The 22,645-nt window shown below is 44.9% G+C and carries 25 protein-coding genes; 13 read left to right on the forward strand and 12 right to left on the reverse strand.

Annotation, left to right across the window (positions count from 1 at the left end):
- Positions 1-2: 2 nt before the first annotated feature.
- Together ACYFDN_RS14745 and ACYFDN_RS14750 are read right to left on the reverse strand one after the other, a co-directional pair.
- Positions 3-842, reverse strand: coding sequence for a pirin family protein (locus ACYFDN_RS14745; RefSeq protein WP_483511731.1), 840 nt, complete (start codon positions 840-842; stop codon positions 3-5).
- Between the two features lie 8 nt (positions 843-850).
- Positions 851-1,240 carry a DoxX family protein gene (locus tag ACYFDN_RS14750; protein WP_338622764.1) on the reverse strand — a complete coding sequence of 130 codons (390 nt, stop codon included), beginning with the start codon at positions 1,238-1,240 and terminating at the stop codon, positions 851-853.
- A gap of 140 nt (positions 1,241-1,380) precedes the next feature.
- On the opposite strand from ACYFDN_RS14750, the gene ACYFDN_RS14755 reads away from it, so the two are divergent.
- The 4 genes from ACYFDN_RS14755 (at position 1,381) to ACYFDN_RS14770 (ending at position 4,688) form a co-directional block, all read left to right on the forward strand.
- Positions 1,381-2,319, forward strand: a complete 939-nt coding sequence (locus ACYFDN_RS14755) for a LysR family transcriptional regulator (protein WP_483511733.1) — start codon at positions 1,381-1,383, stop codon at positions 2,317-2,319.
- Positions 2,320-2,511: 192 nt separating this feature from the next.
- The gene (locus tag ACYFDN_RS14760) at positions 2,512-3,447 is read left to right on the forward strand and encodes an SPFH domain-containing protein (RefSeq protein WP_016400204.1); all 936 of its coding nucleotides are present in this window, start codon (positions 2,512-2,514) and stop codon (positions 3,445-3,447) included.
- Between the two features lie 4 nt (positions 3,448-3,451).
- Positions 3,452-3,922 (forward strand): NfeD family protein, encoded by a 471-nt coding sequence (locus ACYFDN_RS14765; RefSeq protein ID WP_016400205.1) that lies wholly within the window; start codon positions 3,452-3,454, stop codon positions 3,920-3,922.
- A gap of 271 nt (positions 3,923-4,193) precedes the next feature.
- Positions 4,194-4,688: an LEA/WHy family protein gene (locus tag ACYFDN_RS14770; RefSeq protein ID WP_483511735.1), complete on the forward strand. Its 495-nt coding sequence runs from the start codon at positions 4,194-4,196 to the stop codon at positions 4,686-4,688.
- Positions 4,689-4,718: 30 nt separating this feature from the next.
- Here the strand turns inward: ACYFDN_RS14770 and ACYFDN_RS14775 are convergent, their stop codons facing one another.
- Positions 4,719-5,006 (reverse strand): peptidylprolyl isomerase, encoded by a 288-nt coding sequence (locus ACYFDN_RS14775; protein ID WP_483511737.1) that lies wholly within the window; start codon positions 5,004-5,006, stop codon positions 4,719-4,721.
- 185 nt (positions 5,007-5,191) lie between these two features.
- Between ACYFDN_RS14775 and ACYFDN_RS14780 the strand changes: the two genes are divergently transcribed.
- The gene (locus tag ACYFDN_RS14780) at positions 5,192-6,493 is read left to right on the forward strand and encodes a GGDEF domain-containing protein (protein ID WP_483511738.1); all 1,302 of its coding nucleotides are present in this window, start codon (positions 5,192-5,194) and stop codon (positions 6,491-6,493) included.
- On the opposite strand, the gene ung is transcribed toward ACYFDN_RS14780, so the two are convergent.
- Together ung and ppk2 are read right to left on the reverse strand one after the other, a co-directional pair.
- A complete protein-coding gene (gene ung, locus ACYFDN_RS14785) occupies positions 6,490-7,146 on the reverse strand; it encodes a uracil-DNA glycosylase (RefSeq protein ID WP_483511740.1) in 657 nt (218 codons plus the stop codon). The genes ACYFDN_RS14780 and ung overlap by 4 nt on opposite strands.
- Positions 7,147-7,205: 59 nt before the next feature.
- The gene (gene ppk2 / locus ACYFDN_RS14790; RefSeq protein ID WP_016400211.1) at positions 7,206-7,985 is read right to left on the reverse strand and encodes a polyphosphate kinase 2; all 780 of its coding nucleotides are present in this window, start codon (positions 7,983-7,985) and stop codon (positions 7,206-7,208) included.
- Between the two features lie 254 nt (positions 7,986-8,239).
- On the opposite strand from ppk2, the gene gmk reads away from it, so the two are divergent.
- The 5 genes from gmk to ACYFDN_RS14815 all read left to right on the forward strand — a co-directional run bounded on the left by gmk (position 8,240) and on the right by ACYFDN_RS14815 (position 13,901).
- Positions 8,240-8,866 (forward strand): guanylate kinase, encoded by a 627-nt coding sequence (gene gmk, locus ACYFDN_RS14795; protein ID WP_016400212.1) that lies wholly within the window; start codon positions 8,240-8,242, stop codon positions 8,864-8,866.
- Between the two features lie 73 nt (positions 8,867-8,939).
- Complete coding sequence (rpoZ, locus tag ACYFDN_RS14800) at positions 8,940-9,215, forward strand: DNA-directed RNA polymerase subunit omega (protein ID WP_016400213.1); 276 nt, start codon at positions 8,940-8,942, stop codon at positions 9,213-9,215.
- Between the two features lie 105 nt (positions 9,216-9,320).
- On the forward strand, positions 9,321-11,435 hold the full coding sequence (spoT, locus tag ACYFDN_RS14805) for a bifunctional GTP diphosphokinase/guanosine-3',5'-bis pyrophosphate 3'-pyrophosphohydrolase (RefSeq protein WP_016400214.1): 2,115 nt from the start codon (positions 9,321-9,323) through the stop codon (positions 11,433-11,435).
- Positions 11,436-11,445: 10 nt separating this feature from the next.
- Complete coding sequence (gene trmH, locus ACYFDN_RS14810; protein WP_016400215.1) at positions 11,446-12,159, forward strand: tRNA (guanosine(18)-2'-O)-methyltransferase TrmH; 714 nt, start codon at positions 11,446-11,448, stop codon at positions 12,157-12,159.
- Between the two features lie 122 nt (positions 12,160-12,281).
- Complete coding sequence (locus ACYFDN_RS14815) at positions 12,282-13,901, forward strand: methyl-accepting chemotaxis protein (RefSeq protein ID WP_338622781.1); 1,620 nt, start codon at positions 12,282-12,284, stop codon at positions 13,899-13,901.
- 16 nt (positions 13,902-13,917) lie between these two features.
- On the opposite strand, the gene ACYFDN_RS14820 is transcribed toward ACYFDN_RS14815, so the two are convergent.
- Together ACYFDN_RS14820 and ACYFDN_RS14825 are read right to left on the reverse strand one after the other, a co-directional pair.
- Positions 13,918-14,175, reverse strand: coding sequence for a hypothetical protein (locus ACYFDN_RS14820; RefSeq protein ID WP_016400217.1), 258 nt, complete (start codon positions 14,173-14,175; stop codon positions 13,918-13,920).
- 38 nt (positions 14,176-14,213) lie between these two features.
- Positions 14,214-14,648 (reverse strand): HIT domain-containing protein, encoded by a 435-nt coding sequence (locus tag ACYFDN_RS14825; RefSeq protein ID WP_016400218.1) that lies wholly within the window; start codon positions 14,646-14,648, stop codon positions 14,214-14,216.
- Between the two features lie 168 nt (positions 14,649-14,816).
- Here ACYFDN_RS14825 and ACYFDN_RS14830 point away from each other — a divergent pair, with 168 nt between their 5' ends.
- The 3 genes from ACYFDN_RS14830 to ACYFDN_RS14840 all read left to right on the forward strand — a co-directional run bounded on the left by ACYFDN_RS14830 (position 14,817) and on the right by ACYFDN_RS14840 (position 18,205).
- Positions 14,817-15,713: an acyltransferase gene (locus ACYFDN_RS14830; protein ID WP_483511741.1), complete on the forward strand. Its 897-nt coding sequence runs from the start codon at positions 14,817-14,819 to the stop codon at positions 15,711-15,713.
- A gap of 81 nt (positions 15,714-15,794) precedes the next feature.
- A complete protein-coding gene (locus tag ACYFDN_RS14835; protein WP_483511742.1) occupies positions 15,795-17,477 on the forward strand; it encodes an ABC transporter substrate-binding protein in 1,683 nt (560 codons plus the stop codon).
- Entirely contained in the window at positions 17,465-18,205 is a 741-nt protein-coding gene (locus tag ACYFDN_RS14840; protein WP_483511743.1) for a substrate-binding periplasmic protein, read from the forward strand. The genes ACYFDN_RS14835 and ACYFDN_RS14840 overlap by 13 nt, the downstream gene beginning before the upstream one ends.
- A 47-nt stretch (positions 18,206-18,252) precedes the next feature.
- Here ACYFDN_RS14840 and ACYFDN_RS14845 read toward each other — a convergent pair whose 3' ends face one another.
- The 5 genes from ACYFDN_RS14845 to ACYFDN_RS14865 form a co-directional block, all read right to left on the reverse strand.
- On the reverse strand, positions 18,253-18,858 hold the full coding sequence (locus tag ACYFDN_RS14845) for a thiol:disulfide interchange protein DsbA/DsbL (RefSeq protein WP_221075382.1): 606 nt from the start codon (positions 18,856-18,858) through the stop codon (positions 18,253-18,255).
- Between the two features lie 100 nt (positions 18,859-18,958).
- Positions 18,959-20,614 carry an AMP-binding protein gene (locus tag ACYFDN_RS14850; protein WP_483511745.1) on the reverse strand — a complete coding sequence of 552 codons (1,656 nt, stop codon included), beginning with the start codon at positions 20,612-20,614 and terminating at the stop codon, positions 18,959-18,961.
- A 113-nt stretch (positions 20,615-20,727) separates the two neighbouring features.
- Positions 20,728-21,198: a CYTH domain-containing protein gene (locus ACYFDN_RS14855; protein ID WP_483511746.1), complete on the reverse strand. Its 471-nt coding sequence runs from the start codon at positions 21,196-21,198 to the stop codon at positions 20,728-20,730.
- An 8-nt stretch (positions 21,199-21,206) separates the two neighbouring features.
- Positions 21,207-22,178, reverse strand: coding sequence for a serine/threonine protein kinase (locus tag ACYFDN_RS14860; protein ID WP_152785129.1), 972 nt, complete (start codon positions 22,176-22,178; stop codon positions 21,207-21,209).
- 65 nt (positions 22,179-22,243) lie between these two features.
- Positions 22,244-22,645: an MAPEG family protein gene (locus tag ACYFDN_RS14865; RefSeq protein WP_472589619.1), complete on the reverse strand. Its 402-nt coding sequence runs from the start codon at positions 22,643-22,645 to the stop codon at positions 22,244-22,246.

Raw genomic sequence — 22,645 nt, forward strand, 5'->3', positions numbered from 1 at the left:
TCCTAAAATTTATTATTCTGAAAATCGTCAAATGCTTGTAATACTTGCTCTCGAGTATTCATAACAAAGGGGCCACCCCAAGCAATCGGCTCGTTAAGCGGCTCTCCCGTTACAACTAATACGCGGCTAGCATGCTGGCTTTGTAACAACAGTTGTTCACCTTCACTAAGCACGCCCAAGTGATAAGCAGTAATAGCCTGCGGGTTATCGGCAACCGTTACTTCCCCCTCAATCACGTAAACAAAACCTTGATGATGAGAAGGTAAATCTAGATTAACCTTTGCCCCTGCCACCAAACTAGTATCTAAAAAGCTAGCTGCAGTGTGGCTAGTTTGCACCGCGCCAACCGTTCCGTTAGCCAGCTCTCCGGCAACTACTCTTATTACGTTGCCTTGCTCATCTTGGCTCAATGGTATTTGCTCGGCGCTCAGCTCTTGATAATCTGGCGCCGACATTTTGTGCTCTGCGGCTAAGTTCACCCACAGTTGAAAACCTTTAAGTAAGCCATCTTGTTGCTCGGGCATTTCTGAGTGAATCACTCCGCGCCCAGCATTCATCCATTGCACGCCACCCGCTTCGATTACGCTTTCGTGGCCAGCATTGTCTTTATGACGCATCCGGCCATTAAGAATATAAGTAACCGTTTGAAAACCACGATGCGGATGCTCCGGAAAACCCGCTAAATAATCATCGGGTTTGTCTGACTCAAAGCAATCTAACATCAAGAATGGGTCTAGATGACGTAGCTGACTATTGCCTAACATCCGGGTGAGCTTTACTCCTGCTCCATCGCTGGTGGCTTGGCCAGCCACCACTTGTTGTAACTGTTTTAAGCTAGTCATGTTTGCTCCTATGCGCTGCGTTTATCGAGTGAATATGCGCCACCACCATGGGCAACCAATAATAAGAACCCACCAGCTATGGCAATGTTTTTCATCAGCATAATCATTTGCATTTGATCGCCAGGGTTAAAGTGAAACAACAAACCCGACAGCAAACTAAAGCCTGCTAGCAAAAACGCCACTGGGCGAGTTTTCCAGCCTAGTAATATTGCCAAGCCCCCTAGCAGCTCTAAGGCAATAACCAAAGGTAACAATGCACCCGGTACTCCCATGGCTTCCATATAACCTTGGGTGCCAGCGTAAGCTGCAATTTTTCCGTAACCAGAAAGAATAAAAATCAACGCTAAAAATACCCGTGCTGTAGGCTGGCTTAGTTGTTGTAGTAAATTCATTGTCATGTTCTCCATGTGTTTTTTGGCTCAAGGCCATTTGCTTAACAACAGATTAATGTTGTTATGAAGAACGATAAACCGTGCGCTTGACAAATAATTGTTCCTATAATGGCAACAATAATCACTGACGAACATGGAATATGGCGATGGGACAGCTCGAAGAAATGCAGATTTTTGTGCGGGTGGTCGAGGCAGGCAGCATTAGCCGTGCGGCTGAACAGTTAGGAGTCGCTAAATCGGTAGTGAGCCGGCGTTTAAGTGCCTTAGAAAAACGCCTAGGCAGCAGCCTAATGCAGCGCACCACGCGTCGCCTCAGTTTAAGCGACGCTGGCCAACAGTTTTATCAACGAAGTCTAGGCATTATTGATGAGGTTGATCAGCTAAACCAAAACGCTAGCTGCCAAGAGCAAACCTTGACTGGCAGCTTACATATTGCAGTGCCCTTATCCTTTGGTCAGGCTCACCTAAGCAGCGCTTTTGATGCATTTATGCAGCTACATCCCCAACTAAAACTTAAAGTAAGCCTGGCTGACAGCCAACATGATTTAGTGGCCGAAGGCATCGATTTGGCACTGCGCATTGCCGAGCTAAAAGACTCCAGCCTTAAGGCAAAAAAAATCACCCCTATCAATTTTGCCTTAGTGGCCTCTCCAGCCTACCTTGCCAAACATGGCCGTCCCACCAAGCCTGAACAACTAAGCCAACACCAAGTGCTGCATTACAGCTTACGCGGCGCTGCCAGTTGGCAACTAAGTGATAATAAAGGGCAAGTTCATCAAGTGGCTTATCAACCGCATATTAGCGCCAACAATGGTGATTTTTTACAAGACTTAGCCATTGCCGGGCACGGCATTGCCCACACTCCAAGTTTTATTGCTTGGCAAGCCATCGCAAAAGGAGAGCTAGAAATAGTGCTGCCCGAGTATAAATTACCCGCTTTGCACGCTTGGGCGGTTTACCCCAATACCCGCTATTTGCCACACCGTAGCCGAGTAATGATAGATTTTTTAGCCCAACGTTTTGGCTTAAACCCGTATTGGGATCAAGCCTTAAGCCAGCATTTAAATAGGGCTAAAGCAGATTAATAAGGTTTTCTGTAAGCCGACCCAACGGTAATCACTTATCTGTCAAAAAGCGCTGTATTCTCAAGGCTTTTTATGATTACCTTGCTGCTAAATAAAACGTCCCCAACAAATAGATATGGGTGACATATAAGCTTCGCAGCGTAACGGTATATTCGCGATACAACTTCGTTTTTAACTGGTAAGGAAAGTATTATGCCTATGATTTTTGATTATCTTCTCACCGTGCAAGTTGCGCTGTTGATTTTTGCGCTATTTGTACTTAAATCTTCCATCAAGTTTGTGCCACAAAATGAGGCTTGGGTTATTGAGCGCTTTGGTAAATACCAATCAACCAAAGAAGCGGGCTTAAATTTCCTAATTCCTATGATTGATCAAGTATCGGCGCGCCGCTCTTTAAAAGAACAAGCCTTTGACGTACCAAGCCAAGCAGCTATCACCAAAGACAACATTTCTTTGTCGGTAGATGGCGTGTTGTACTTTCGAGTACTCGACCCATACAAAGCCACTTACGGCGTAGAAGATTATGTATTTGCGGTAACTCAATTAGCGCAAACCACTATGCGTTCTGAGATTGGTAAAATTGAGCTCGATAAAACCTTCGAAGAGCGTGATGCACTTAATGCCAAAATTGTTACTCAAATTAACGAAGCCTCTGCCTCTTGGGGTGTTGCAGTGCTGCGTTATGAAATTAAAGATATTACTCCGCCGGCTTCAATTATGGATTCGATGGAATCGCAAATGCGCGCTGAACGTGAACGTCGCGCTAAAATCCTAGAGTCTGAGGGTGAAAAAGCTGCCGCAATCAACATTGCTGAAGGTGAAAAACAAGCCCGTGTATTACAAGCAGAAGCAGAAAAGCGTGAGCAAGTACTAAGTGCAGAAGGTGAAGCAGAAGCGATTATTGCGGTTGCCGATGCGCAAGCTCAAGCCTTAACCACGGTTGGTCAATCAGCCGCAACACCAGAAGGCCAAAAAGCGGTTCAGCTAGATCTTGCGACTAAAGCGATTGAAGCTAAACACGCCATTGCCAAAGAATCGAGTGTGGTATTGTTACCCGACAGCAGCACTGAAGCAGGCTCTTTAGTTGCTCAAGCCACCACCATTTTAAATACCCTAAATAGAGGCTAGCCCTATGGCAGAACTGTTTGCTAACCACATTCCTCAGTTAATGATTGCCTCCGGCATCATCTTGCTTGCCATTGAAGTGGTGATCATCGGTTTTGCCACCTTCATCTTGTTTTTTATTGGCTTGTCCTTAGTCATTACTGGCTCATTGGTATGGTTAAATGTGCTACCAGAAACTTGGAATAGTATTTTGTTAGCCAATGCCGTTATGAGCAGCTTACTGGCCGGCGTGTTGTGGAAGCCGATGCGTAAGCTACAAAATAGTGCTGATAACAAACAAGTAAGCAGCGACTTTGATGGACACCGTTTTTTTTGCGAACAAGACATCGATAAACGTGGTTTAAGCAGCTATAAGCACTCTGGCATTAGCTGGACCTTAAAAAGTGAGCAAACCATTGCTGCAGGTAGCGAAGTAGAAGTGATTCGCGCTGAAGTAGGCACCTTTTGGGTAGAAGCCGTAGAACCAAGCAATACTTAGAGTATTCGTTTCACAAGCCAGCGTTCTGCTGGCTTGTTGATTTTTCTAATACCAACCACACTAAGTGATCAGAAATAACGCAGCAAAAATACTCGAGAAAAAGGCAGAGTTTTTCGATAAGCACTTATTCTACAATCAAAAATCCCAACGCGGTTATCGAGTATTTTAACCAGATAAAATGAGCAGTTACTTGGTACGATTGGTATAACAATGCAAAGCCAAACAGATTGTGCTTAACTAGCTGTAGTTTCTTTCTCTTAGGTTTCTCATCATGCGCCAAGCACTTATTAAAACCTTTATTCTGTCTGCCAGTTTATGGCTTATCGCCTGTAGCAGCATGGTTCCTAACAACCCACCTAAAGTAAACTTGGTATCGGTAGTGCCTACAGCAGGTGACAGCATGACACCGAGCTTCGATATTAATTTACGGGTGGTTAACCCCAATAAACAAGCGCTCAGCCTAGCTGGGGCGGTATATACCTTGTCACTCAACGGCCACGAAATCGTCACTGGAGCCACCAGCGATTTACCCGAAGTGCCCGGTTATGGCGAGGCCAACTTTACCTTGCCAGCCCAAGCCAACTTAATTGCTACCTTCCGCCTGTTAAGCTCGTTTGTCGCCTTAAAAAACCCTGAGCTAGATTATCAGGTAGATGTAAAACTGGACATTGGAAGCTTGTGGCCAGCGGTAAACCTTAGCGAGAAGGGCACATTTAAGTTAGAAGATCTTGGCCAGCAAATAAGCTCAAGTGTTCAGGCACTATAAAGTAAGCGCTGATAGGGCTGTTGCAAGGTTTTAGCTCCAGCGCTCATTCACTTTAATTAAATGAAAACCAAACTGTGTTTTAACTGGCCCTATTACTTCGTTTAAGGGTCCAGAGAACACTGCTTTATCAAAGCTTTTTACCATATCACCTTTGGCAAATTCGCCTAAATCGCCACCTTGCTTAGCAGAAGGGCATGACGAAAAACGTAACGACATCGCCTCAAAGCTAGAGCCTTTGTTTAACTTTTCTAGTATTTCCAAGGCTTTTTTTTCTGAACTCACAATAATGTGTTGAGCTCGTGCTTGTGCTTTTGCCATTGCTACCTCTTGAGTTTTTGCTTGTTATACACCGAACAGCAAATCAACCAAAGCTCCTGCCTAAAATTAGCAAAAAAACATAAGACAAAAGTAAAGATGCCCAAATAGCTCACATTTATTTGTCTCCAAGCAGGCTATATTTTTAGCAAGAAACAAAAGTATTTACTCACCTTTCACAGGTATAAATGGAACGATATTCATCTTCTTGGACTTGGCTGCGCAATTTTCTTTTAGCCCTTACCGTGCTAGTGCTTGTGGCTGCCCAATGGATACCTGCCAAGCGCCTTCAGATCTACCCCAGTGAAAACATGCTAGTGGATTTGTACTCCGATAAAGGACAAGGCGGCAACTCTAGTGCGTATTGGCTTACCAGCAACCAAAAGTTTGTCTGTAACCTAGAAAGCAGCCATTTACCGGCAAAGTATTGCGGAATAAGCATCAAGTTCCACAAGCCAACTGACGCGGGTACCTCAGACAAATACGCTTCCCTAGAAAACATAGATTTAAGTGACTATAAACAATTGGTGGTGGACGCAGATTTCGAAGGACCTTCTAGCGAACTACGCTTCTTTATGCGCAGCACCGAAGCAACCAGCGGCCACGATCTGTCTGATGCAAAATTTATGTTTACCTACTTTGAGAAACAGGAACTGGCGGAGCAAGAAGCAAAAGCTCAATTTAACCAATTCTCTATTCCCGCGTGGTGGCTAAATCGTTATTACCAATCACGCGATGACTTCACTCTAGACTTCTCTAAAGTTAAAGAAATATCCTTTGATATTCCTTCCACCTCGTCCGATGGCGAATACACCATCACAGTGAATAAGGTTGAAGCTGAAGGGAAGTGGATCAGCAACGAAAGCTTATACGCCACTATCATTGCCGTGTGGCTTGTTTATTTTACTGCCGAGTTGATTCGCTATGTGCTGCATCAGAAAAAGAACTTAACCCAGTCTATTCATACACTTGAGAAAGATGTAGACGAACTCAAACACACCGCCAGTAACGACCAACTTACCGGCGTACTTAACCGCCGAGGTCTATTAGACGCTCTAGAAGAGAAACCAATAAGCAACAATAACTACTACTTATTCGTTTTTGATATCGACCACTTTAAACATATTAACGATAGCTATGGCCACAACAACGGTGATGCCGTGCTGCGCTTTTTTGCTCGCCAATTAAGCTCGGTGATTCGCAGCCAAGATTTATTTGCTCGCTGGGGCGGTGAAGAGTTTGTTTTACTTTCTGAACAGCAGCATGAAATAGATGCTTATAACTTTGCCGAGCGCTTGCGCAAACTGATCCACCAACAAGATTTCTTGCTGTCGTTTGAAGGCAAGCAACAACACATTAAGTTGAGCATGAGCATAGGCTTAACCCTAGTCGATAAAAATGAAGCCTTTAACGTTGCCTTTAATCGTGCCGACAGCGCCCTTTATTTAGCTAAAGATAAAGGCCGCAATCGCACCCAACTCGCCAGTTAAAGCTGCCAATCAATAGCGGCTTTTCCTTGCTGTTCTAGCAGCTGGTTAGTTTTAGAAAAATGGCGGCAGCCAAAAAAGCCGCGATGGGCAGATAAAGGCGAGGGGTGTACCGAACTTAACAAATGGTGTTTGTTAGCATCAATCACTTGGCCTTTCTTTTGCGCATGGGCGCCCCACAACAAGAACACCACACCATCACAATGCTGGCTAATGTGACTAATGACAGCCTCGGTAAAGGTTTCCCAGCCATATTTTGCATGTGAATGAGCTTTTGCTTGCTCAACGGTAAGCACTGTATTTAGTAACAACACACCTTGCTTGGCCCAAGCACTTAAATTGCCATGCTCTGGAATCACAAAGCCGTCGATGTCGGTGGCAAGTTCTTTGTAGATATTGCGCAGCGATGGTGGAATTTTAACGCCTTCTGGCACACTAAAACTTAAACCGTGGGCTTGGCCCTCACCGTGGTAAGGGTCTTGACCAAGAATCACCACTTTAAGCTGATCCATAGGGCAACTGTCGAAGGCACTAAATACCTCAGCGTCTGGTGGGTAAATCACCTTAGCAGCACGTTGCTCAGCCACCTTGTCGATTAAACGAGGGTAATATTCAAGCTGCTGTTGCTCAGCAAACAGACTTTGCCAATTTGTCACAATATCAAACCTAATAGCGGACTTAGTAGCCCGCTATTATAGCGATAAAGTTCTAGGTGCTAATATTGCTCGGGCACAAAACTTTGTTCGTTAATCGGCACGCGCACATAATCTTTCTTATCAATGTCCGGTAAAATGATTTTTTCATGCTCAAGATCTTGATAATCGATCTGCGATAAAAAGTGGCTAATGCAATTAAGCCGCGCCGCTTTTTTATTGTCGGAATTAACCACCCACCATGGCGAATGCTTGGTATCGGTGTAAGCAAACATTTCGTCTTTGGCTTGTGAATAAGCCACCCAACGTGAGCGTGACTCTAAATCCATTGGGCTAAACTTCCAGCGCTTGAGAGGGTTATTAATGCGTTCTAAAAAGCGCTTTTCTTGCTCTTCGTCAGACACCGAAAACCAATATTTAATCAGAATAGTGCCTGAGCGAATCAACATTTTTTCAAACTCAGGACAAGCGCGTAAAAAATCCTGATGCTGTTCATCACTGCAAAAGCCCATCACCTTTTCCACACCCGCCCGGTTGTACCAAGAGCGGTCAAACAGAACTATTTCTCCAGCAGCGGGCAAATGCGCCACATACCGCTGAAAGTACCACTGGGTTTTCTCTCGCTCATTGGGTGCTGGCAGCGCGGCAATACGGCAAACCCGAGGGTTTAGCTTTTCGGCAATCCGTTTAATCACGCCGCCTTTACCGGCTGCATCGCGCCCCTCAAATATCACTACCACTTTAAGACCTTTTGCTACCACCCATTGCTGCAGTTTAACTAGCTCTGTTTGCAATTCTTCTAAGCGTTTTTCATAGGTCTTTTTATCAATTTTACCCGCCATAAACGAACTCACCTTTAATGTTGATAACCACGACTAAGCAACCTGTTGAATAAAAACAAAAATGAATCAATACAATAAGTTAAATGTAGCAATAAAAACGATTGTTGCCATGAAACTGCAGGCTTGAATTGCAAAGTTGAGCAAAAACAACAAGATTAACTAAACTACAGGGATAAATTCCAAGCGCTGACTCTTTAAAAAAAGCCACAAAATGGTAACCTTAGGCGCCTTTATACATTCGCTTAGAATTCAACATGGCAATCACCGGCACTTTATACATCGTCTCTGCGCCCAGCGGCGCTGGCAAATCAAGCATGATTAATGCGTACCTTTCACGCCATCGTGCATATCCAGCTCAAGTATCGGTTTCTCATACCACTCGTGCAGCGCGCCCCGGTGAAATTGATGGTAACCACTATCACTTTGTTAGCCATGATGACTTTAAAAAACTCATTAGCGAACAAGCCTTTTTTGAATACGCCGAAGTATTTGGCAACTTTTACGGCACCTCTCGCTACACTATCGAAAAAACCCTTGCCGAAGGCATTGATGTATTTTTGGATATTGATTGGCAAGGCGCTCGCCAAGTAAAACAGATGATGCCAGAAGCGGTATCGGTATTTATTTTGCCGCCAAGTCGCGAAGAATTAGAAAACCGTTTGCACATGCGTGGCCAAGATAGCCCCGACGTTATTAAGAAACGCATGGACGAAGCAGAAAGTGAAATGTCTCATTATAATGAGTACGATTACCTAATCATTAACAGTAATTTTGACGAAGCCTTAAGTGAGCTTACCGCCATTATTACTGGGCAAAGATTACAAACCCGTCAGCAAGCTGCGAAACATCGCGACTTGTTAGATGAACTTTTATCGAAATAATCTCGCTAAGTCCTAGTAAATCTTCATAAGATCGGCTAGGATCTTGCGTCATTTTTAGTCAACGGAGCTGTGCATGGCACGAGTAACAGTAGAAGATGCAGTAGAACAAGTCGGCAACCGCTTTGATCTTGTCCTTATCGCCGCACGTCGCGCGCGTCAGATCGCAGTAGAAGGCAAAGACCCTCTAGTTGAAGAAGATAACGATAAACCAACCGTTATCGCTTTGCGTGAAATTGAAGAAGGTTTGATCACCACCGAAACAATGGATGCTCAAGACCGTCAAGAACGTCAGGAACGTGAGGCAGCCGAATTGGCAGCCGTTGCCGCTATCGCCGATAAGCGCATCTAATTCGTCCCCGTCTATAAAATTACCGTGCTGGGTTTACTCTGCACGGTAAAACTCCCATAATTCAATCATATCTATTTCTGCGCTCCTCCGCTGATGAGGTAATGTTTGTATTTATTCGAAAGCCTGCGTGAAGTCGCCTCTAGCTACCTAAGTGAAGAACACGTAAACCTATTACGTGATGCTTATATTTTGGGTAAAGATGCCCATGAAGGACAATTCCGCTCTAGCGGTGAGCCATATATTACTCACCCACTGGCTGTTGCTCGCATTCTTGCCGAGCTCAAGCTAGATAATCAAACTCTAGTAGCCGCTGTATTACACGATACCATTGAAGACACTCCGGTTACTTACGAACAACTTCAAGAACAGTTTGGCACCGAAATCGCCGACTTAGTTGAAGGCGTGAGCAAGCTAGATAAAATTAAGTTTCGCGACAAAAAAGAAGCCCAGGTAGAAAATTTTCGCAAAATGATGATGGCGATGGTGCAAGACATCCGAGTTATCCTTATTAAACTGGCCGACCGCACCCACAATATGCGCACGCTAGGTTCGTTGCGCCCAGATAAGCGCCGCCGCATTGCCCGCGAAACCTTGGAGATTTACGCACCAATTGCCAACCGCTTGGGTATTCACAGCATTAAAAACGAATTGGAAGAGCTTGGCTTTGAAGCCCTATACCCAATGCGTTATCGAGTACTTAAAGAGTCGGTAAAAAATGCCCGTGGTAACCGTAAAGAGTTAATCAACGGCATTCATCAAGAGTTACAAGGCCGCATAGAAGAAGCGGGCATTCAAGCTTCGGTTACCGGCCGCGAAAAAAATCTCTATAGCATCTACAAAAAGATGGTGAATAAAGAGCTGCAATTCCATGAAGTAATGGATATTTACGCCTTTCGCATCATCGTAGACAGCCTTGATACCTGTTATAGAGTGCTAGGTTTAAGCCACAGCCTTTACAAGCCTCGTCCTGGCCGATTTAAAGACTATGTAGCCATTCCTAAAGCAAATGGATACCAGAGCTTACATACTTCGTTAGTTGGCCCTCATGGCGTTCCTGTGGAAGTGCAAATTCGTACCGAACACATGGACCAAATGGCCGACAAGGGTGTGGCAGCACATTGGTCTTACAAACAAGCCGGTGAAAGCCCAGGCACCACCGCGCAAATTCGCGCTCAGCGCTGGATGCAAAGTTTGTTAGAGCTACAGCAAAGCGCTGGCTCTTCTTTCGAATTTATCGAAAACGTAAAAACTGATCTGTTCCCCGACGAAATTTATGTGTTTACTCCAGAGGGTAAAATCATTGAACTCCCTGCTGGTGCTACTCCAGTTGATTTCGCCTACGCGGTGCATACCGATGTAGGCCATGCCTGTGTAGGCGCGCGCGTAAACCGCCACCCCTTCCCGCTGAGTAAAGCACTTAGCAATGGTAAAACCGTAGAGATTATTACTGCGCCGGGGGCTCGCCCTAATGCCGCTTGGTTAAACTTTGTGGTGACCGGTAAAGCACGCGGAAAGATTCGCCAGCTACTTAAAAACCAGCGCCGTGAAGAATCCGTTAACCTTGGCCGCCGCTTGCTTAATCATGCTTTAGGCAGCGTTAAATTAGACGAGATTAATCCCGAATCTTTAGAACAAGTTCTTAAAGACTTAAAAGCCGAGTCACTCAACGACTTGTTAGCCGAAATTGGCTTAGGCAATGCCATGAGCATTGTGGTGGCACGCCGCTTATTAGGTAATACCGATGAACTAAGCAATGTAGAAGGCAAAGGTAAGATTGCCATTCAAGGCGCCGAAGGCTTATTACTTACTTACGCTAACTGTTGTCGCCCAATACCGGGTGACCCTGTGGTTGCCCACATTAGCCAAGGTAAAGGCTTAGTGGTGCACATGGAAGCCTGTAAAAATATTAGCGGCTACCAAAAAGAACCCGATCGCTACATTAATGTTGATTGGTCTAAAGATGCCGCCGAAGAAGCTGAATACAAAACCGAAATGCGCATTGATATGGTTAACCACCAAGGCATACTTGCTAGCCTAACCAGTGTGGTTGCCTCAACCGGCGCTAACATCGTGAATATTGTTACCGAAGAAAAAGAAGGCCGGGTTTACACCGTAGACTTATTGGTAACCACGCATAGCCGTATTCATCTTGCCGATATCATGCGAAAAATTCGCGTAATGCCAGAAGTATTACGTGTTGTTCGATTAAGAAATAAATAACGAGAAAGCCATGACTCCAGAACGCTATCAACGCATTCGTGCAATGTTAGATGCTCGCCAAACCGACCTCACCGTGTGCATGGAAAACGTGCACAAACCACATAACTTGTCGGCCATTGTGCGTACCTGCGATGCCGTGGGTGTAGACCACGTGCATGCGGTGTGGGAAAACTATCAAGATGAGATCCGTCGTGGTACTGCTACTGGCAGCCAAAACTGGGTAAAAGTACATAATCACGAAAATATTGAAGATGCAGTAGCGGCATTACGCACCAGCGGAATGCAAATTCTAGCCACCAACTTATCTGATAGCGCGGTGGATTTTCGTGAAATAGACTACACCAAACCTACCGCCATCTTAATGGGGCAAGAGAAGTATGGCATTTCTGATAAAGCGCTTTCTCTCGCCGACCAAGACATTATTATTCCCATGGTGGGCATGGTGCAATCACTCAACGTTTCAGTGGCTAGCGCATTAATCTTATATGAAGCACAACGCCAACGAGAAATAGCAGGCATGTATCAAGCGCCCAGCATGGTTGATAAAACCGAGCAAAATCGCATCATGTTTGAAGGCGGTCACCCTATTTTTGCAAAAGCATGTAAACGCAAAGGTTTGCCTATTCCCCACATTGATGAAGAAGGGCAAATCATAGCCGACGATGAATGGTGGGCCAAAATGCAAATGAACAAAGAAGCCTGGGATAAGCTAGATCAGGAATAAATGATAAAATTAGAGCAATTGCTTTAATTTTGAGTTTTTTCCGGAATGATTATTGATCTTAATTAAACCCAAAACCTCAATATTAACTGAACATAGTTTTATTCCATTAGAGAAGTAAAACTATGTTCAATAAAATCCGAATTCCACAGCTCTTCTTATTAAGCTCACTATTGGTATTAGTAGTGGTTTCCATCCAAGCATGGAACAATACCCAGCAAATTAAAGAAACGCTGTATCAAGGTTACCAAACCCAATTAGCTAGCAACTTAGACTTAGCTACCAGCTTGGTAAATCACTACCAACAACAAGAGCAACATCTTGGTCGCGAACAAGCCCAACAACTGGCTTTAGCCGCCTTAGCCGAGCTACGCTATCAAGGTAACGAGTACTTTTGGGTAAACGATTTAGATCTTAAATTACTTATGCACCCAATTCGCCCCACCAGCATCGGTAAAGACATGACTCAAGTGCGCGATGCTAAAGGCTTAGCCCATTGGCAAGCCATGCGCGATACCGTAAAACAACAGGGCGAAGGCGCGGTGCAATACCACTTTTTACACCCGCAAACCCAAGTCATGCACGCCAAGCTGTCTTACGTTAAACAAGTTAAGGGCTGGAATTGGATAATTGGAACTGGCGTTTATATCGACCAAATAGACACCCAGCTTAACAGCATCTATTTCTACACCTTGCTGCGTTTAGCATTAGCCTTTGGCTTGTTTGGTTTAGTGGCGTGGCTAGTTAGCCGCAGCTTGGCCGGTCAAATGCAAGAGTTAGATAGTGCCATTAAAGGCCTAGCCAAAGGTAACTACCAACAAGCTATTAAGGTGAGCGGGCGCAATGAATTCTCTAATATTGGCCAGCAGCTTGAAAGCCTACGTCTGCAAACACAAGGTTTACTGCAAGATGTAAAACACTCGAGTGATAGCCTATTAGATGCCAACAAAGACCTAGCTTCGGCCACCCATACTACTCACAGTAATACCCAAAGACAGTTCTCGGAAATAGACCAAATAGCCTCAGCGATGACCGAAATGAACTGCACGGTAGAAGAAGTAGCCAACAACAGTGCAGAGACGGCCGAAGCCTCTAAGCAAGCCTTGGAGCTAGCAGGCACGAGCTTAAAGCAACAGCTAAACACCGTTAAAAGCTTAAGCGCACTGTCGGAGCAAATGGCCTCGGCAAAACCTGCGGTTGCAGAACTACGAGATTGCAGCCAAAACATTGGCTCGGTGATTGATGTGATTAACGCAATTTCTGAGCAGACCAACTTATTGGCCTTAAACGCAGCCATTGAGGCCGCCCGAGCCGGCGAACAAGGTCGAGGTTTTGCGGTGGTCGCAGATGAAGTGCGTAATTTAGCTTCACGTACTCAGCAGTCTACTGAAGAGATTATGCAAACCATTGCGCAACTACAGCAAGTATCGCTCACTGTAGAAACCGAAATTGTTACTACTACCGAAGGTTTAGCGCAGCAGGCTGAGCAAGCTCAACAAAATATTCTACAAATTGAAAAAATTGAAAATATGGTGGGCAATTTAGAACAGCGTAACCAACAAACCGCAGTGGCCACCGAGCAACAGCGTTTAGCGAGTGATGAGATTAACCAAAATGTACTCACTCTACGTGATGGCAGCGAGGCTAACGCAGGTGCGGCGGAGCAAGGTAAACAAGTACATAGCCACTTATCTGGCGTTGCAGAGGCCTTGAGTATTCACCTCAAAAACCTCCGCTTCAACTAGAACCAGTTTAAGCAGGCTATTCCTCTGGAATAGCCTCTTCTTCTCTGGCTTTAGCAAACTTAAACTCATAATCATCGGCAAACGGAGAGTTGTAGCCCCATTCAGGCGACTCGCCCACCTGCTTATCAAACCAAATAATTGGCGTAACTAAAAAACGCGGCGCTTCAAATCGAATACCGTTTTCTTCGGCCTCGTAGAGTGAGCTGTTAGTTTCACACCTTACGGTTAGCATCACCATCACGATGATAAATAACCACTTCCAAAAACCGTCCATAGTTTTTCCTACTGTAAATTTGCGACTAAATTACCGTTTTAATACTCAGCAACAACTTGAAAGTGTGGCTGTAAAGCCTGTTGTAACTGAGCTATTTGTTGTTGTTTTTGTTGCTCACTATAAGGTTTGGCAGGAAGCTTGCCCCATATAGGCTGTGGCCACAAAGCATCGTTGTGAAAACGCACAATATGATGCACATGCAGCTGCGGCACCATATTACCAATGGCCGCCAAGTTTAGTTTATCACCTTTATAAAGGGCCATTACCGCTTCACTTAAGCGCTTAGATTCTCGCCAAAACTGCGCTTGTTGGCAACTATCTAATTGATATATATCACCAATATCATTTTGCATTGGCACCAGTACTAACCAAGGAAACTGGCTGTCGTTAATCAACAGAACCCGCGATAACTCAAAATCACCCAGCCAAATGCCATCCTTTTCTAGTTGAGGATGTAACTTAAATTCGCTCATTTTATTCTCCCTTGCGGCCTTAAACTGCAGCCAACTGACAGATACTATACAGTGGTCGGCGTTTCGCTTATCAAAAAAAGTGCTAGAATGGCGCCAACCATAATTTAAGCTGATTTAAATCTCAATAACTACCAGCCCTTGGCTGTTTAAAGAGCTATATCGACCACTATGTTACGTTTTTCCCCAGCACCCTTGTTAATGATTCTTTCTGCCAGTTTAGCCATTATAAATACCGCCATGGTGGGCTCTTTAATCATTGTTTGTGGCATCATTAAACTGTTGTTACCTAAAGGGCTTTATCCTTGGGTGGGTAAACTAACTAACTTTTTAATGTGGTGTTGGAGCGAAATGAATCGCGCCATATTTCGCTTAGTAAACAACACCGAGTTTGTGATTGAAGATAATAGCCAGCTCAGCAAAAAAAGTTGGTACTTGATGATTTGTAATCATCAAAGCTGGGCCGATATCGTATTGCTGTGCATGTTGTTTGGCTCACGTATTCCCATGCCTAAGTTTTTTCTCAAACAACAGCTTTTGTATGTGCCTTTTGTTGGTCTAGCCTGCTGGGCTTTAGACATGCCCTTTATGCGCAGATACTCGCGCCAGTACTTGCTCAAACATCCAGAAAAGCGCGGTAAAGATTTAGAATCAACCAAGCGCTCTTGTGAGAAGTTTAAAACCAACCCCACAACAGTCATTAACTTTGTAGAGGGGACCCGCTTTACCCAACAAAAGCAGCAACAATCCCACTCTAACTATCAACACTTATTGCCCCCCAAAGCGCTGGGTATTGCTTATACCTTATCGGCTTTGGGCGAACAATTTGACCAGATTATTGATGTAACCTTGGCCTATCCCGGCACCACCGAAACACTTCCGCCTTTTAAGGCGTTATTATCAGGTAAGCTCGATAAGGTAGTGGTGAAAATCGATACCATAGCAATTAACCAAGAGTTACGCGGCGACTACCTGCAAGATAAACAATTTAAACGCCACTTTAAGCTTTGGCTCGATGATACTTGGCAAACTAAAGATCAATATCTACAAAGCGTACTAAAAGACTAATCCTGTTCACAATATCCAAGGCTAGATCCTGACAGCCTGATTTTACTGCTATTTTTATAGGAGTAAAAACAACGGAGAAAGGTGTTGCGGCGATCGCTTTGGATGCTTTATTGGCTAGTAGGCAGCTGCTGGGCAGAGGATTTTAGCCCTTGGCTAGAAGAATTTCAGCCGTCTAGCCTAAGCCAACAGCAACAAATCGAAGAGTTGCGTTGGTTTAAACAAGCAGCTCAACCCTATCAAGGCATTACTATTCGCGCTATTTCAGAGCGCATTAATACTCACTGGTACGAAGCCACCGTTATTGCCCCCTTGTTTTACCAACTCACGGGTATCAAAGTTATCCACGAGATCAGCGGTGAAGACGACGTAGTAAAAAAGCTACAAAGCCAAATGGACTTGGGCATTAACTATTACGATATCTATGTCAGTGACAGTGATTTAATTGGTGGTCACTTTCGTTCTCGCAACATCGTTAACTTAAGCCAATTTATGCAACACCAAGGAAAAGACGTCACCTTACCCAGCCTAGATATCGATGATTTTATTGGCTTAGCCTTTACCACCGGTCCTTACGGCGATTTGTTGCAACTCCCCGACCAGCAATTCGCCAATCTTTATTGGTACCGCCAAGACTGGTTTAAGCGCCCCGAGCTACAGCAGCAATTTCAAACCATTTATGGCTACCCCTTAGCTGTGCCGGTGAACTGGTCGGCCTATGAAGACATCGCCGAATTTTTTACCGAGCACGTAAAAGAAATAGATGGGCAAAAAGTATATGGCCATATGGATTATGGTAAACGTGACCCTTCGCTAGGCTGGCGAATATCTGATGCTTGGTTATCTATGGCAGGCATGGGTGATGTAGGTTTACCCAACGGAGTACCTGTGGATGAATGGGGCATACGTCGCCATGGCTGTCGTCCTGTGGGCGCAAGCATGAGGCGTGGCGGCGCTCTCGACTCTCCCGCTGCCATCTACGCTATTCAAAAGTATGTAGATTGGTTAAAACGTTATGCCCCTCCAGAAGCACAAAAGATGACCTTTAGCCAAGCTGGGGCCGAAATAGCCAAAGGCCACATAGCGCAACAAATTTTTTGGTATACCGCCTTTACTGCAGATTTAAGCCAACCAGACTTAGCCGTTACCGATAAAGATGGCTTACCCTTATGGCGAGTAGCACCTTCACCGCGTGGTGCATACTGGCAACCCGGCATGAAGTCAGGCTACCAAGATGTGGGAGCTTGGACACTGGTAAAATCTACCCCTTTAAAGCGCCAACAAGCGGCATGGTTATACGCTCAATTTAATGTCGCCAAAACGGTTTCGCTGCGTAAAACCATGGTGGGTTTAACCCCTATTCGCCAAAGCGATGTGATGTCGAAACCATTTAGCGAGCGCTCAGCCGAGCTAGGCGGCTTGGTAGAATTTTACCAAAGCAATGCGCGTAACGAGTGGACGCCCACCGGGCTAAATGTGCCCAATTATCCAGCTTTATCTTCGCTGTGGTGGCAATACATTGGCCGCGCTAGCGACCATGGAGAAGCAGTTCCCCAGATAATGAAAGAATTAGCACAAAGCATGGATTTAGCACTAGCTAAAATTGGTAAAGACAACCCTGGCCCATGCAGCCCTAAGCTCATCTCGGCACAACAAGCCTCATTATGGCTGGCTCATCCCGGCTCTCCCAAACCCAAGCTGGAAGACGAAAAACCGCCGGGAAAAACCTTAAACTACTCAGAGTTAATTAAACAATGGCAACCTTAAAAGCCAGCTGCTTAAGTGCCAGCCTAGCCTTAAGCTTGCCAGTGCAAGGGGTTGAGCTGGTGTTTAATACCTATTTAGACCCACCTTATGTCATCCAAAACCAAAGAGGGCTAGCAGGAGTTAATATAGAAGTTTATGAATTGCTAAAAAAACACAGCAAATTAGATATAAGTATCCGCTTATTACCATTAAAACGCGCTTATTTGATGGCGCTCGAGTCGCCCAATAACTGCGTTTTTGCAATAGAGCGCAGCCAAGCAAGAGAGAGCTCATTTAACTGGATAAGCCCCATGTATATTAGCCGCTATGCGATTTACCAGCCGCAACAAAGCATTACACCTTTAAGCAGCGTTGCAGATCTACAACAGCTAAAAATAGGCAGCTATTTGGGTAGTGGGATTGGCGAGTATTTAGAAAGCCTAGGAGTTGAGGTTGATTTGGCTAAAACCAACCTTAACAGCGCTAAAAAGCTACAACGCCAACGTACTCAAGCTTGGGCTAGCGATATCTTGTCCTCTGCCTATGTGCATTACCATTATTCTTTAGGCATTCAAAAACAGGGGTTTGATTTTTATAGTTCGCTACGCGCCATCGCGTGTAACAAAGACAGCGATGCTGGCGCTTTACAAAAACTGCAAACCAGCCTTAATCAACTACAAAAAAGCGGAAAAATAAGCAAGATATTGGCGTCTTACGAACAACAATACCAAGTGGATTTGGGTTTATAAAAACAAAAAAAGCAGCCAATAGGCTGCTTTTTTATCAGTATAAGAGACTAGCCCTTTAAGTTAACCAAGTAGCTAACTAACTCATTTAGCTCTTCAATTGATTTTACTGAGCCCGTGTTAACTTGGTACTTACCATTAACAACTAAGGCCGGCACACCGCGAATCTTATAGTTCATGGTGTTCTTTTCCATTTGCGAAACCATGCCGTTCACAACAAAGCTGCTGGCTGCGCTATCAAATTTCTTACCATCAACACCGTTGGCAACAAAGATGCTGCGAAGATCATCACGGCTGGTGAAGTTTTGACGTTTGTTATGGATAGAATCAAAGATAGCGTTGCTAATTGCAGGCTCTACTTCTAGCATTTCTGCTGCAGCAAAAGCGCGAACCATTTCTTCACCCATCTGGCCGCCAATAAAGCTTACGTGGTTCTTTTTGAACGCTACGCCTTCTGGTAGGGATTTTTTAATACTCTCTGCTACTGGTTCAAACTTAAAACAGTGCGGGCAGTAGTACGAGAAAAACTCGATAACTTCTGGTTTAGCGGTAGCAGTTTGCTTAATCACATCGTAATGCGTGCCTTCTTTAAAGTCAGCCGCTATTGCCATCGGCAAAGTAAGCATTGCCATTAAACCAATCAGTAGTTTTTTCATCACTCGGTATTTCCTTCCAGTGAACTTTATAAAAAACCGAGCATAATGATTAGCACCAGCTCGGTCAATCGTTGACTATGTTGTTGACACAAATTTACGTTTACCAAGATCCCATTTCAAACATTACAGTGGTATCTACATCTTGATGAATTAATACCGAATAATGTTGTTCAATTTGGTTACGTCTAATTTTTAAAGTAGGGGTAAGCAGGGCGTTATCTACGTTCCAATCCTCATTTACCACTACCACATGCGACAACTTGGCATGACTTTCTAACTGCTCATTCACCTTTTTAAGGGTGCGATTTAAGCTTGCTTCAATTTGCGCTTGCGAATGCTGTTTCATTTCAGCCGCTAACACCACCAAAGCACAAGGCTGCGTGAGGGCACTGCCCACCACACATACCTGCTCAACCATCGAATTTTCAGCCAAGCTCTGTTCAATAGGAACGGGGGCTACATATTTTCCTTTCGCCGTTTTAAAACTTTCTTTTAAACGGCCAATAATTTTAACGTAGCCATCATTATCTATTTCACCCTTGTCTCCTGTATGCAGCCAGCCATCAACAATTGACTCCTTAGTGAGATCAGCATGTTTGTAGTAGCCCTGCATCATGCCCTCGCCCTTAGCAAGGATCTCTCCTTGCTCAGAGATTTTTATTTCTACGCCAGGACCCGCTTTTCCGATGGTGCCAATTTTGTCGCTTCGAAAAGGTACATTTAAGGTGCCGTAAGCTAGGTTCTCGGTCATGCCCCAGGCTTCAGAAATATTTAAGCCAATGCTTTGATACCAGTGCAATAATGAAGGTGCTACCGGAGCACTGCCACAACCTAAAATTCGCGCCTTATTTAAACCCAGAGCCTTTTTAATTTTGAGCTTAATTAAGCTAGACACCAAGGGAATAGATAACAATAGCTTGAGTTTTTTCGGTGGCAGTTTTTCAAATACACCTTGCTGGAAACGCGCCCACAAACGAGGCACTGAAATAAACAAAGTAGGCTGTACGCTGCGCAAGTTATCAGGGAAAGTATCTAAGGATTCAACAAACGACACACTAAATTGACCGCTAAAAATGCTGGTGCCTTGAATGTAAACTCGCTCAGTAATATGCGCCAAGGGTAAGTACGACATAACCCGGTCTTCACTGCCAGCTTGCAGCACATCAATGAGCTGTTCACAGGCATACCGGTATGCCTCAAAGCTAATCTCGGCGCCTTTAGGGTCACCGGTACTGCCCGAGGTATAGATAATCGTCATAATGTCTTTTGCATCCCACAGATGATTTTTCTCAATCACCGGCAATTCCTTCAACCAATCACTCCATTGAATGTGGCAAGGCATGGTGGGATAGGGCATCGCAACGGTTTTTAGGCCGATAGGTACGGCCGAGGCTTGCTTACCCCATTCGTCTAACTTACCCACAAACAACAGCTTAGCTTCGCTGTGTTGAAGTACAAAAGAGATGGTATCCACACTCGCGGTGGAATAAATAGGAATGCTTACACAGCCAGCCATCATGATTGCCAAATCGGCAATAAACCATTCGGCACTATTTTTAGCTAAAATGGCCACTTTGTCGCCTGGCTCTAGGCCTTGAGACAACAAGCCTTGAGCAATTTGGCCGGCTTCGCGCGCTACTACTGCCCAAGTTTTCTCATGATATACGCCATCAATAGGCTGACGTAGGTAAACGCGCTGCGGATCCTGCTTTTGCCAATGCATTAATGCATCAACGGGGGTGACAAAGTTTGTCATTCACAACCTCGTTACAAGTTATTCACCTTTTATATCAATCCTATACGGCTAGGCGCAGGATGCCAGTACAAATCGAAAATAAGCCGAAGTAATGTGAACAAACACTCTGTTTATCACCAGTTCTTGAAAGGATTTAAGCTAAGTTGAGAGTTATAGTATTTAGCTTGGCCAGTGACCTCTTGCCCTAGCCAGTCAGGCTTTGCAAAGCTTTCTTGCTCGCTGCTCAGCTCTACTTCGGCAACAATTAAGCCAAGGTTATCTCCAGCAAACACATCCACTTCAAATACATGTTGTGCAACAGGCACTAAGTAGCGAACTTTATCAATGGCGCCAGGCTCACACAGCGCTAATAGCTGTTCGGCTTCGCTCAGGGGAATTTCTTTCTCCCATTCATAGCGGCTTAAACCCGACTGATTACTTTTGCCTTTAATGGTAAGAAAACCTTGCTTACCGCGGACACGCACTCGAACCGTGCGTTGTTTATCACTGTTTAAGTAAGCCTGTACAATTCGGGTTTGCTCGCTAGCTTGCTTAACAAATGCATCGCTGTTAACCAGAAACTTGCGTTCAATTTCTACACTCATAACAGACCTCAATAACCGGGAGTTAATGACAATGGCGCCTGCTGCAGAGCCGAAAGCTGCTCTTTAAGCGCGAGTATTTGGTCTTCCCAATAACGTTGCGAATTAAACCAAGGGAAGGCGCGTTGAAAGGCGGCATCTTGCCAGCGCCTTGCTAACCAGCCCATGTAGTGAATCATTCGCATAGCGCGCAGCGGCTCAATTAAGGCCAGCTCACTGCTATCAAATTCACAAAAGGCCTCATAGCCTTCTAATAGAACTTCTAATTGCAGGCGGCGCTCATTGTCATCTCCGGCTAGCATCATCCATAGATCTTGCACAGCAGGGCCATTACGCGCGTCATCTAAATCCACCAGCATCGGACCATCACGCCACAATATGTTGCTAGGGTGGCAATCACCATGTAAACGAATAATGGTTTTAGGTTTATAGGCCGCCTTTGCCGCTTCGGCTACTTGCTCAGCTACGGTAAAAAATGGCAGTGCCAAGCCCTCGGGTAGCCAATCACGTAATAACTCCAACGGCTGGTCGAGCATCTCTTCGGTATTAATCGATAAGCGGTGCTCAAACAGTTTGCTGCCCACTTTCTGGTGCATGCGCCCTAGGTATTGGCCAACACGCTCGATTTGGTCGAGGTTATCTACCTCAAAACCGCGCCCACCAACACTAGGGAAAATGGTAAACAACCAACCTTGATAATCAAACAAGCTGCGACCATCTCGCACTAGCGGTGCCACAATCGGCACATCTACTTCTGCCATCGATAAACTAAATTGATGTTCTTCGAGAATCTGGGCTTGGCTCCAACGCTCTGGCCGATAAAACTTCACCACATAACGCAGCCCATCTTCGGCTTGAAATTGATAAACCCGGTTCTCGTAAGAGTTTAAAGCCAACAAACCACTACTAGGGAAAATACCTTGAGATTCAATAGCATCAAGAATAGTGTCGGGGTGTAAATCGGCAAATAAAAAGGCGCTCATGGCTCGGCAGTTTTACAAGAGGTTATCGGCGCAGTGTAGCAGTAAAACAAGTTCCCTAGCCAGCGCTAAGCAGGTAGCTGATAAAAGGCTTGAACCACAATATAAATACAGCTTAACCAAGCCACCAGCATTAGCAACGAACGCAAGGTAGCAAAGCCAAATACGTATACCCAAGGGTGCAACAAGCGGGTAGCGGTAAATAACACAGCGGCATATTGAATACGGCTAAAATCAAGCCCTGCAAGATGGGCTATTAGCAAACTGCCCGTAAACAAACCCAAGGCTTCCCAAGCATTTTGTTGAGAAGCATAGATGCGTTGGCCAAGGCTGTTTAACAATTGGGATTGTTGGCGGGGATCTTGATTATCTATAGTGCCTAACTGGCGCTTACGCGCTGCCGAACCGAGTGCTGCCAGCAAATAAGGCAGCACTAACAACAACGCAAAACACGCCAGAACCAGTTTCAA

It is taken from the genome of Agarivorans sp. D1326 (genome assembly GCF_056958115.1).

Excerpts from the sequence above, each read along its gene's own strand:
- ACYFDN_RS14745 (WP_483511731.1), bottom strand. The coding sequence starts at position 842 with ATGACTAGCTTAAAACAGTTACAACAAGTGGTGGCTGGCCAAGCCACC.
- ACYFDN_RS14750 (WP_338622764.1), bottom strand. The coding sequence starts at position 1,240 with ATGACAATGAATTTACTACAACAACTAAGCCAGCCTACAGCACGGGTA.
- ACYFDN_RS14755 (WP_483511733.1), top strand. The coding sequence starts at position 1,381 with ATGGGACAGCTCGAAGAAATGCAGATTTTTGTGCGGGTGGTCGAGGCA.
- ACYFDN_RS14760 (WP_016400204.1), top strand. The coding sequence starts at position 2,512 with ATGCCTATGATTTTTGATTATCTTCTCACCGTGCAAGTTGCGCTGTTG.
- ACYFDN_RS14765 (WP_016400205.1), top strand. The coding sequence starts at position 3,452 with ATGGCAGAACTGTTTGCTAACCACATTCCTCAGTTAATGATTGCCTCC.
- ACYFDN_RS14770 (WP_483511735.1), top strand. The coding sequence starts at position 4,194 with ATGCGCCAAGCACTTATTAAAACCTTTATTCTGTCTGCCAGTTTATGG.
- ACYFDN_RS14775 (WP_483511737.1), bottom strand. The coding sequence starts at position 5,006 with ATGGCAAAAGCACAAGCACGAGCTCAACACATTATTGTGAGTTCAGAA.
- ACYFDN_RS14780 (WP_483511738.1), top strand. The coding sequence starts at position 5,192 with ATGGAACGATATTCATCTTCTTGGACTTGGCTGCGCAATTTTCTTTTA.
- ppk2 (WP_016400211.1), bottom strand. The coding sequence starts at position 7,985 with ATGGCGGGTAAAATTGATAAAAAGACCTATGAAAAACGCTTAGAAGAA.
- gmk (WP_016400212.1), top strand. The coding sequence starts at position 8,240 with ATGGCAATCACCGGCACTTTATACATCGTCTCTGCGCCCAGCGGCGCT.
- rpoZ (WP_016400213.1), top strand. The coding sequence starts at position 8,940 with ATGGCACGAGTAACAGTAGAAGATGCAGTAGAACAAGTCGGCAACCGC.
- trmH (WP_016400215.1), top strand. The coding sequence starts at position 11,446 with ATGACTCCAGAACGCTATCAACGCATTCGTGCAATGTTAGATGCTCGC.
- ACYFDN_RS14815 (WP_338622781.1), top strand. The coding sequence starts at position 12,282 with ATGTTCAATAAAATCCGAATTCCACAGCTCTTCTTATTAAGCTCACTA.
- ACYFDN_RS14820 (WP_016400217.1), bottom strand. The coding sequence starts at position 14,175 with ATGGACGGTTTTTGGAAGTGGTTATTTATCATCGTGATGGTGATGCTA.
- ACYFDN_RS14825 (WP_016400218.1), bottom strand. The coding sequence starts at position 14,648 with ATGAGCGAATTTAAGTTACATCCTCAACTAGAAAAGGATGGCATTTGG.
- ACYFDN_RS14830 (WP_483511741.1), top strand. The coding sequence starts at position 14,817 with ATGTTACGTTTTTCCCCAGCACCCTTGTTAATGATTCTTTCTGCCAGT.
- ACYFDN_RS14840 (WP_483511743.1), top strand. The coding sequence starts at position 17,465 with ATGGCAACCTTAAAAGCCAGCTGCTTAAGTGCCAGCCTAGCCTTAAGC.
- ACYFDN_RS14845 (WP_221075382.1), bottom strand. The coding sequence starts at position 18,858 with ATGAAAAAACTACTGATTGGTTTAATGGCAATGCTTACTTTGCCGATG.
- ACYFDN_RS14850 (WP_483511745.1), bottom strand. The coding sequence starts at position 20,614 with ATGACAAACTTTGTCACCCCCGTTGATGCATTAATGCATTGGCAAAAG.
- ACYFDN_RS14855 (WP_483511746.1), bottom strand. The coding sequence starts at position 21,198 with ATGAGTGTAGAAATTGAACGCAAGTTTCTGGTTAACAGCGATGCATTT.
- ACYFDN_RS14860 (WP_152785129.1), bottom strand. The coding sequence starts at position 22,178 with ATGAGCGCCTTTTTATTTGCCGATTTACACCCCGACACTATTCTTGAT.